The organism is Curtobacterium oceanosedimentum (genome assembly GCF_020297365.1).
In the GTDB taxonomy this organism is placed as follows: Bacteria; Actinomycetota; Actinomycetes; order Actinomycetales; family Microbacteriaceae; genus Curtobacterium.
In genome coordinates this window covers 76,364-83,685 of the sequence record NZ_JAIXIG010000014.1, presented here as the reverse complement: position 1 = coordinate 83,685, position 7,322 = coordinate 76,364, and the positions used below count along the sequence as shown (strand labels likewise).

8 protein-coding genes and 1 tRNA gene are annotated in these 7,322 nt (G+C 72.7%); 3 read left to right on the top strand and 6 right to left on the bottom strand.

Features of this window, described 5'->3' with window-relative positions; genetic code table 11:
• Positions 1–27: 27 nt before the first annotated feature.
• Positions 28–1,269, bottom strand: coding sequence for an MFS transporter (locus LEL83_RS08420; protein ID WP_198657995.1), 1,242 nt, complete (start codon positions 1,267–1,269; stop codon positions 28–30).
• Entirely contained in the window at positions 1,266–1,715 is a 450-nt protein-coding gene (locus tag LEL83_RS08415; RefSeq protein ID WP_225558473.1) for a MarR family winged helix-turn-helix transcriptional regulator, read from the bottom strand. Before LEL83_RS08415 ends, LEL83_RS08420 begins: the two co-directional genes overlap by 4 nt.
• A gap of 61 nt (positions 1,716–1,776) precedes the next feature.
• On the opposite strand from LEL83_RS08415, the gene LEL83_RS08410 reads away from it, so the two are divergent.
• A complete protein-coding gene (locus LEL83_RS08410) occupies positions 1,777–2,067 on the top strand; it encodes a hypothetical protein (RefSeq protein WP_198657997.1) in 291 nt (96 codons plus the stop codon).
• A 29-nt stretch (positions 2,068–2,096) separates the two neighbouring features.
• A complete protein-coding gene (locus LEL83_RS08405; RefSeq protein WP_225558472.1) occupies positions 2,097–2,357 on the top strand; it encodes a thioredoxin family protein in 261 nt (86 codons plus the stop codon).
• On the opposite strand, the gene LEL83_RS08400 is transcribed toward LEL83_RS08405, so the two are convergent.
• Genes LEL83_RS08400 through LEL83_RS08390 form a run of 3 tightly spaced genes read right to left on the bottom strand, consistent with a single transcriptional unit; the run spans position 2,301 to position 5,572 of the window.
• Complete coding sequence (locus LEL83_RS08400) at positions 2,301–3,824, bottom strand: DUF6716 putative glycosyltransferase (RefSeq protein WP_225558471.1); 1,524 nt, start codon at positions 3,822–3,824, stop codon at positions 2,301–2,303. The genes LEL83_RS08405 and LEL83_RS08400 overlap by 57 nt on opposite strands.
• A gap of 60 nt (positions 3,825–3,884) precedes the next feature.
• A complete protein-coding gene (locus LEL83_RS08395) occupies positions 3,885–4,757 on the bottom strand; it encodes an N-acetylneuraminate synthase family protein (protein ID WP_225558470.1) in 873 nt (290 codons plus the stop codon).
• Entirely contained in the window at positions 4,754–5,572 is an 819-nt protein-coding gene (locus tag LEL83_RS08390; protein WP_225558469.1) for an acylneuraminate cytidylyltransferase family protein, read from the bottom strand. Before LEL83_RS08390 ends, LEL83_RS08395 begins: the two co-directional genes overlap by 4 nt.
• Before the next feature lie 152 nt (positions 5,573–5,724).
• Here LEL83_RS08390 and LEL83_RS08385 point away from each other — a divergent pair.
• A tRNA-Arg gene (locus tag LEL83_RS08385) sits at positions 5,725–5,797 on the top strand.
• A gap of 137 nt (positions 5,798–5,934) precedes the next feature.
• Here the strand turns inward: LEL83_RS08385 and LEL83_RS08380 are convergent.
• A complete protein-coding gene (locus LEL83_RS08380) occupies positions 5,935–7,284 on the bottom strand; it encodes a hypothetical protein (RefSeq protein WP_225558468.1) in 1,350 nt (449 codons plus the stop codon).
• Between the last annotated feature and the right edge of the window lie 38 nt (positions 7,285–7,322).

The following is a 7,322-nucleotide window of genomic DNA, read 5'->3' as shown; positions in this document are numbered from 1 at the left end:
GGGCGACCCGCCCCCGGGGCCCCCGCGCTACGCCATCTCGCCCGCGCTGATCGCCTCGGCCTCGACCCGCTCCGGCTCGGGACCGTCGTCGACCCGCCGCAGGACCCGGGTCGTCCCGAGCACCACGACGAAGGCGACCGCGACGGACGCTCCGGCGAAGACGTAGGCGGCCGAGGGGGAGAACGCCTCGGCGAGCAGGGTCGCGACCGGAGGGGCGATGGCACCGCCGATGAACCGGACGGCCGAGTAGGCACTCGAAGCCACGGAACGGGGGAGATCGGTGGCCTCCATCACGCACTCGGTCAGCACGGTGTTGAGCACCCCGAGCACGAGCCCGCCGATCACGACGCAGACCACCAATCCGACCTGCGACCGGACGACGACGGCCGCGGCGAACAGGTCGAGCGCGAGCAGGGGCAGTGCGACCTTGAGCACGGTGGTCCGGCGCATCCGGGCGGTGAGCATCGGGGCGACCCACACCGAGGTGATCGCGAGCCCGACGCCCCAGCCGAAGAACGTGAAGCCGATGCCGAGCGCCCCGAAGCCGAGCGGGAAGGGCGTGTAGGCGAGCAGCACGAAGAAACCGATGTTGTAGAACAGCGCGGTGGCGGCGAGTGCGGCGAGTGCCGGGCGGCCGAGTGCGCGGAAGGGTGCGGACAGCTTCGTCGGCACGGGCTGCTCCAGGCTCGAGGACCGCAGCATCACGGCGACGGCGATGAAGGCCACGGCCATCAGGGTCGTCACGCCGAAGAACGGGCCGCGCCAGCTGACGGAGCCGAGCAGGCCGCCGACGAGGGGCCCGATCGCGATGCCGAGGCCGAGCGCCGCCTCGTACAGGATGATCGCCGAGGCGGTCCCGCCCGATGCGGCGCCGACGATGGTGGCGAGTGCGGTCGAGATGAAGAGCGCGTTGCCCAGGCCCCAACCCGCTCGGAAGTCGATGATGTTCCACACGCTGTTCGACGTGGCCGCGAGGATCGAGAACAGCACGATGAGTGCGAGACCGATGAGCAGGGTGCGCTTCGCGCCGATGCGGCTCGAGACCCAGCTGGTGAAGAACATGGCGACGCCGGTCACGGCGAGGTAGCTCGTGAAGAGCAGTTCGGTCTGCGCCGCCGTGGCGTCGAGCGACGTCGCGATCGCGGGCAGGATCGGGTCGACGAGCCCGATGCCCATGAAGGCGACGACGCAAGCGAAGGCGATCGCCCAGACCGCCGACGGCTGCTTGAGGATGGAGCCGGACCGGCCGGCTGGTGCGTGGGCGTTCACGCGGGGATCTCCGTTCCGTTGGGTGTCGTCCGGGTCCGCTCGGCGACCAGCGACGCCACACGGTGCAGGGCGTCCCAGTCGTCGTCGCTGAGGTCGGCGAAGAGCGGTCCGACCGTGGTGGTGAGGGTGGCGCGCCACGTCGCGAGTCGCGCTCGACCGGCCTCGGTGAGCTCGATGCGCTGTCCGCGGGAGTCACCGGGGTCGACGGTGCGGCTGACCAGGCCGTCGGTGAGCATGCCGGCGACGAGCCGGGTCATCGTGGGTTGCGCGACGCGGGACGCCGCAGCCAGGGCTCCGAGCCGCAGCGGGCCGTCGGTCTCGAGGATGCCGAGGGTGCGCCACACCGCTGCCGACGTCGTGTTGCCCGTCGACTGCGCGGCGCGGCGGATGAGGCGGTTGACCGAGACGAGGAGCGTCTCGACCGTCTGCTCGCGCGTTGCTTCCACAACGGAACTATATAGCCGTGCTATGCATCCTGCAACAGCCGCCGCCTGGTAGAAGGGATGCATGAGCGACATCACCATCCACGAGGGCGACCAGTACACCGCGATCTTCCACGGCGGTCCCTTCGACGGCACGACCGACACCCGCACCGCCACGAGCGACGCGCTGGACGACGAGATCACGGTGTTCGCCGAGCTCGAGGGCCTGCAGACGGCCTTCGTCTACCGCGCCACCGCGCAGCGCCAGGTGCTCGACCAGATCTCCGTCGAGTTCGAGCTCGCACCGGGGGAGTCCGACCCCGTCGACGACCTGCAGGACCGCGGCGACCGCAGCGGCGAGTTCGACCGGGAGTAGAACGACTCCCCGCCGCGTTGCAGGCTCACGTGCAGCTCGACCTCTGGACCTCCGCCTTCTGTGCGCCGTGCGCCGCCGCCCGCCGGGTGTCGGCCGAGGCCTCGGCGTTGGTCCCCGGGCTGACCGTGATCGAACGTGACGTGGCGGCACACCCCGACGACGCGGACGACCTCGGCATCCGGTCCACGCCCACGATCATCGTGCGGCAGGACGACGGTGCCGAGGTCTTCCGGTCACCCGGCGTCCCGACCCGGGACCAACTGCTCCTGGCGATCGCCAAGGCGCTCTGACCCGGCGGCGGCGCCGGCCTGGAGGCGCGACCCGCCTCCGCCAGGTCGCTCCGGTCGCGACGCGGTCGATCCGGAGCCGGACGCCCCCGATCCCGACGCCGACCCCGACACGGTCACCGCCGCCCGTTGCGACGTCGGCGCCGCCACGACCACCGGCTCGGGCGGGTCCACCAGCGCCCACACCCGTCGCGCCGTCCGCTTCACCGCACGGATCGGCGCCCCGATCGCCAGCGCGAGGACGCCGAGCAGGCTCCGGTCCGCTCCGCCGAGCGCGTTCTTCCGCTCCCACGCCCGACGCAGGACGCCGCCGCGGCTCCGCCTGGCGGGTGCACGGTCGAGCAGCGCGCCGACGTCCCGTCGCGCCATCAGCTCCTCGAGCCGGTGCTGCCAGTCGTCGTCCGACGGCGGGTGGAAGTAGTTGTCCCGCATCCAACTGGGCCGCACGACGCCGAACCGCCCGTCGACCAGGTCCACGGCGTCCCCCTCGAGGCCACTCGCCACGAACACCTCGTTGATCAGGTGTCGACCCGTGCCGAAGTCGGTGAGGGTGAGCGCCGGCACCCCGCGGGCCGCCGCCTCGAGCACCGCGGTCGAGCTGACCGTCACGAGGGCGACCGCCCGGTCGAGGTGCTCCGCCATCGGTCCGCTCTCCACGACGAGGTTCGACGGGGCGTCGGCGGGCACGAGGTCCGGGTAGGGGTGGTCCTCCCGGTGCGTCTGGTGCTCCCCGGCCGATGCGCGGGTCTTGATGACGACGCGGCACTCCGGGTGCCGCCGCGCGGTCGCGACGAGCCACTCCACCACCAGGGCCCGCTCGGCCCGTTCCTGCGGCACACTCGGCTGGGCGGCGAACACCACCGCATCACGGACGGCGGCCGACGTCGACGCACCCGCAGCGGCACGCGCGGTGGCCCGGGCGAACGGCAGCGTGGCGAGTGCGAAGTGCGGGTCCACCCCACCCTCGCGCGCCATCTCCTCGTAGGCGCGGACCTCGCGGTGGCTGTGCAGGACGAACAGGTCGGCGCGCGCGCGGAAGAAGATGCCCTTCCACTTCGCCGGGAACGAGATCCCCGGCAGCCCGGACACCAGGACCGGGCGGTCCGGGATCCGTCGGTGCACCTCGTCGATCACGAGCTCGGCGACCGGTCCGATCAGCGACACCAGGACGGCGTCCGGTGGGTCCTGGCGGAGCTCCTCCACGACGGCGTCGACGTCCTTCGGCACCGGCGGCTCCCGGTGCAGGTGCGCCAGGCGGTCGTCGAGTCCGCGGAACGCCGACCGCAGCTGGTCCGGACTCGCCGACCGCGGGGTCGCGACCGTGCGCAGCTCCAGGGCCCAGTCCGGCGGGGCCGTCGCCAGCAGGTGCGCGCCCCACTTCGCGAACGAGTCGGTGTCGACCAGGCCGACCACGCGTCGGGCGCGTGGCCGCGGGACGGACTGGAGGCGCGCCTCCAGTCCGTCCTGCACCGCACGACCGTCAGCGGTCCCGTCCACAGCGTCCCTGGTCACGCGCCGACGCGGCGCTGGTCACGCGCCGACACGGCGCAGCTTGGCGAGCGGCGCCTGCTCGCCGGGGAAGATGCGCTTGACGCCGTCACCGAGCGCGGTCTCGATGATGCGGATGTCGCGCGCCAGGGTCTGCAGACCGTGCGGTTCGAGCGACGCCGCGTGGTCCGATCCCCACATGGTGCGGTCGAGCGTGATGTGCCGTTCGACCGCCGTGGCCCCGAGCGCGACGGCGGCGATCGAGATCTGCAGGCCGGGCTCGTGGCCCGAGTAGCCGACGGGCACGCCGGAGTAGCGGTGCGCGAGGGTGTCGATCATGCGCAGGTTCGCCTCCTCGGCGGGGAGCGGGTACGTCGAGGTCGCGTGCATGAGGACGAGTCGCTCGGTGCCGAGGGCCTCCACGGCGGCGTCGATCTGCTCGAGCGTGGACATGCCGGTCGACAGGATGACCGGCTTGCCGGTCGCCGCGACGGCGGCGAGCATGCCGAGGTCGGTCACGGACGCCGAGGCGATCTTGTAGGCGACGACGTTGAGGTCCTCGAGGAAGTCGACGGACGGCTCGTCCCAGGGCGACGCGAACCAGTCGAGGCCGCGCATCGTGGCGTGGTCGCCGATCTCGATGTACTGGTCGCGGTCGAACTCGACGCGGTACCGGTACTCCAGGTAGGTCATCTCGCCCCAGGGCGTGCTGCGGGGCGTGTTCTTCATGTGCTCCGGCGTGGAGATCGCCGGGGTGCGCTTCTGGAACTTCACGGCCTGCAGCCCCGCGTCGGCCGCCACGTCGATGAGCTGCTTGGCGATGTCGACGTCGCCGTTGTGGTTCAGGCCGATCTCGCCGATGAGGTACGCGGGGTGCCCCGCGCCGATCGTGGACGTACCGATGGTGACGGTCATGGTGCTCCGTTCGGTGCGGGGGCTGCCCGCGTCGGGGATGGTGCTGGAGGGCTCGGTGGTGCGGCGTCGGCAGCGGGCTCTTGCGCGCTCGCCGTCTGCTGCGTGCTCGACCGGCGCGCTGCGTCCCGCGTGGGGGCGAGGGCGTCCGCGAGGGCCAGGTCGGCGGGGTCGTCGATGTCGATCGCGCCGGCGGCATCGACGACCGCGAGTTCGATGCGCCCGTGGAACCGGTGCCGGTGCGCGAGGAACCCCGCCGTGCGCATGACGTAGAAGGCACCGGTCTCGCGGTACTCGGGCTCGCGGTCCTGGCGGCGGGGGCGGACGGCCGCGTCGTGGTTCACCGCGACCGCACTGCCGTCGGAGGCCGTCCGCCACAGGAACGCGTGCGAGGGCGCGGCGGCGAGCACCGTGTCCGCGTGGTCGTCGACGACCCGGGCGACCGCGCGGTCGAGGTCGGCGGGGTCGATGAACGGGGAGGTCGCCTGCAGGAAGACGAGGACCTCGGGCAGGGTGCCGTCGCCGTCCGCGGCCAGCGTGTCGAGGACGTGCAGCAGGGCGGACTCCGACGACGCCTCGTCGCCCGCGAGGTCGGTCGGGCGACGGACCACGGTGGCTCCGGCCGCACGGGCCTCGGCGGCGATGGCGTCACCGTCGGTCGTCACGACGACGTCGTCGATGCGGGAGGAGAGCCGCGCGGACTCGACTGCTCGACGGACGAGTGACCGCCCGGCGACCGTCCGGAGGTTCTTGCCCGGGATCCCCTTCGAGCCGGCACGGGCGGGCACCACGGCGAGGACGGAACCGGTGGTGCGCATGCTCGGGACGCTACGAAGCGCGGGTGTCCCGGAGAGGAACGGGGAGCAGACGCGGGTCGAACCGTTCCGGAACCGCCTGGTCGGTCACGGCACGCGGTCGGTGGGGACGTCGAGCGTGCGGTTGGGGCCCGCCGCTAGAATCGACGTCGCCCGCCTCCGTAGCTCAGTGGATAGAGCAGGTGGTTTCTACCCACCGTGCCGCGGGTTCGATTCCTGCCGGGGGCACCGAACACGAAGCAGGGGCCGCCATCCGATCGGATGGCGGCCCCTGCTCCGTGTCGCGGTCGTGACGAGGAGCTCCGTCGTGACGAGCTACCCCGTCGTGACGGGCTTCCGCGCTGTGGCCTTCACGACGTGACCTGCTACTCGTCGTCGTCCGCGGCGCGGCGGCGGAGTTCGGCGGCGCTGATCGGCTGCGTGTACGTCGCCTCGGACTGGTCGTCGGTGTTGCTCGACGCCGCAGGGCTCTGGGTCGAGCGGCTCGGACCCGAGGTGGTGCTCGTCACCCCGCGGGCGTCGCTGCCTCGTGCGGGCGCAGCGTGGAGGTCGTTCGCGGGTGCACGGTTGACGTGCGACTCGGCAGCGGTCGGCGACGCCACAGGACGCTCGCTGCCGTCGCGCTGCTCCGGTCGGCCGGTCTGGTCTCGCTGACCCGCCGGCTGCGGCCGGTCGCTCCCGCCGGGTGCACGGGTGTCGGAGTACGCGCGTGTGGCACCGGGGTCGTCCACGACCTCGGTGTCGTCGGACGCACGGGACTGGTCGTCACCGGAGGCCGATCGAGACGGCGACACCGGGTTCCCGAGCGCGGGGCGGACGGGCGGCGGTGCGTCGTCACCGTAGACGCGGGTGGTGTTCTCGCCGAACGACCGCGTGGCGTTCTGGTCGGGACCGCCACGGCCGACCGAGAACGCTGCGGTGGGCGCGCTCGCGGCGGGGGTGCCTGCCGCGGTGGTGCCTGCTGCGCTCGTGCCTGCTGCTGCGGCGGTGCCTGCGGCGGCGCCTGCGGCGGCGCCTGCGGGGGCGCCGGTGGTCGGTGCCGGGTTCGACGGTGCCGATGTCGGGCCACTCGACGGGCGCTGGGCGGGCCGGAGCGACGTGGTGGTCGGCGTGCTGGTGTCGGCGGGAGCGACCGGTGCCGGAGCCTGGGCTCGAGGTGCCTCGGCCCGGTCGGCGTTCCAGTCCTGCTGGCGCTCGATCAGGTCGGCGTCGGGATCCGGCGACTCGAACTTCCAGCGCTCGAGGTCGGCCTTGAACAGCTTGCGCGCACGACCCGGACGGGCCTGCCACTCCAGCAGACGGTCGCGGAACTCGGCGAGGGACTGGTCTGCCTGGAAGCTGAACGTCGACGAGTTCTTCTTGATGTCGGCGATCTCGTGCTGCGCCCAGTTCGCGGCGAGCGGGGCGCCCGTCACGGGCAGCAGGCGCAGGCGGATGTCGGCGTCCTCGGCGAGGTGGTCCGCGTAGCGGCGCTCGTCGTGGCCGAGCGAACCCCAGACGCCGGCCTTGCGGGCGGCGGAGATGATCGCGGCGACGGCGGCGTTCTTCGCCTCGCGCTCCTGCAGGGCCACGACCCGCTTGGTCGCACCACGGCCGATGAGCGCCGCGATGACGCCCGCGACGATGATGGCGACGAACGGGATCACGGCACCCGAGAGCACCCGCCAGCCCTCGTCCGAGGAAGTCCAGTCGGTCAGGTCGTTCCACCAGTCCATGCGCCGAACCATACCCACGGAACGGTCAGGCGCCCGGG

Excerpts from the sequence above, each read along its gene's own strand:
- LEL83_RS08395 (WP_225558470.1), bottom strand. The coding sequence starts at position 4,757 with ATGACCGTCACCATCGGTACGTCCACGATCGGCGCGGGGCACCCCGCG.
- LEL83_RS08410 (WP_198657997.1), top strand. The coding sequence starts at position 1,777 with ATGAGCGACATCACCATCCACGAGGGCGACCAGTACACCGCGATCTTC.
- LEL83_RS08390 (WP_225558469.1), bottom strand. The coding sequence starts at position 5,572 with ATGCGCACCACCGGTTCCGTCCTCGCCGTGGTGCCCGCCCGTGCCGGC.
- LEL83_RS08380 (WP_225558468.1), bottom strand. The coding sequence starts at position 7,284 with ATGGACTGGTGGAACGACCTGACCGACTGGACTTCCTCGGACGAGGGC.